Source organism: Brachyspira pilosicoli (assembly GCF_019402445.1).
In the GTDB taxonomy this organism is placed as follows: Bacteria; Spirochaetota; Brachyspiria; order Brachyspirales; family Brachyspiraceae; genus Brachyspira; species Brachyspira pilosicoli_B.
Genome location: NZ_SRZM01000424.1, coordinates 1 through 1,741, shown reverse-complemented (window position 1 = coordinate 1,741; position 1,741 = coordinate 1). Strand labels below are relative to the sequence as shown.

1 protein-coding gene and 1 pseudogene are annotated in these 1,741 nt (G+C 28.2%); both read left to right on the top strand.

The features are described from left to right. The first annotated feature begins 144 nt into the window (after positions 1–144). The gene (gene rimO, locus E6A48_RS11605; protein WP_219710465.1) at positions 145–1,467 is read left to right on the top strand and encodes a 30S ribosomal protein S12 methylthiotransferase RimO; all 1,323 of its coding nucleotides are present in this window, start codon (positions 145–147) and stop codon (positions 1,465–1,467) included. A 32-nt stretch (positions 1,468–1,499) separates the two neighbouring features. Then, positions 1,500–1,741 (top strand): annotated as a pseudogene (locus E6A48_RS11600) (ATP-dependent Clp protease ATP-binding subunit ClpX); the annotation flags it as partial.

Genomic DNA, 1,741 nt, shown 5'->3' with positions numbered 1-1,741 from the left:
TTCTTTGTAACAACAAAAGAAGTGGGGGTATGGGGGCTAGCCCCCATAAATTAAAAACTATTACTTTTTTAATTAATATGATAATTGACATTTTTATTATTTTGAGTATATTTTTATATAATAATTAGAAGAAGGAAATTTAATTTGCAAAACATATATTTACATAGTTTAGGATGCGAGAAGAATACGGTTGATGGCGAGCATATACTTGCTATATTAAATAAAAATGGATACAAGATAGTTGATAAAGCAGAGGATGCAGATATTATAGTTATTAATACTTGTGCTTTTATAGAGGATTCTAAGAAAGAGTCAATAGATGCTATATTTGACCATTCACTTTATAAAAAATACGGCAAATGTAAGAGGCTTATAGTATCTGGGTGCATGAGTGAAAGATATAAAGAAAATTTTATGGAGATGTTTCAGGAAGTTGACTCTGCTATTGGCATACATGATTTAGAGAAGATTTTAACTGCTGTAGAGAAAGACGGTTTTCATGATGCTGAAGAAAATACTACCTATAAAGAGTATGTTGATAGAGTGAACACTTCTACAAATTATAGTGTATATATAAGAATAAGCGACGGCTGTCATGCTAATTGCAGTTTTTGTGCTATACCTTCAATAAGGGGTAAACATAGAAGTAGAAAAATAGAAGATATAGTTAAAGAAGCTAAAGAATATGCAAAAAATGGTGCTAAGGAAATAAATTTAATAGCTCATGAAACTACGTATTATGGTTATGATATATATAAAAAATTAGCACTTCCTGATTTATTAAAAGAGCTTTCTGTTATTGACGGCATAGAATGGATTAGAGTTCTTTATCAAAACCCTGTTGTTTTAAATAAAAGTATAATAGATGCTATGTTTAAAACAGAAAAAGTTGTTCCTTATTTTGATATACCTTTGCAGCATATAGATAAGGATATATTAAAAGATATGAACAGAGGAAATAGGGGATATTCTTTTTATAAGGATATGATAAATTATATTAGAAGCTATGATGAAAATGCAGTTATAAGAACCTCTTTAATTGTAGGTTTTCCTGGGGAGACTGCTGAGAGCTTTAAGAAATTGGCAAGATTCGTAAAAAAGATGAAGCTTGATAGGGTTGGAGTTTTTACATATTCTGAAGAAGAAAATACTAATGCATTGCTTATTAATAAAAAGAAAATTAGTAAAAATAGAATGCTGATGCTGAGAGATAAACTTATGAGGATTGCTCTTGAAGTATCTGAGGAGAGGCTTTCTAGGTTTATAGGAAAAAGTATTGATGTACTTATAGAGAAGAAAGAGGAAGATAAATTTATCGGCAGAAGCAAATATGATGCTCCTGAAGTTGATGGATTTGTTGAGGTTTACTTTGATAAAAATAATGTTGATAACATCAATATTGGCGATATAGTAAAGGTAAAAATAGTGCATAATACAGAATATGATTTAGTTGGTAATTTGGAATAAGTTTTTTTGCTGTATAATTAAAAGGAAAATTAATGAAAAAAAACAATAACAAGGAATATAAAAATAGAGAAGAGGCTTTTAGAGATTATTTTGAAAGTGTAAGTAAAATTGTATATACATTAAACTTAATATCTGATAGAAATGATATGACAAGAAGACTTTCTAATAATATCAATAGGGTATTGGGTTATGATGATGAAACAATTATTAATGATGAGAAAACTGTAAATAACAATAATGATGAGATAGCTATATTAATAGATTCTATAAAAAA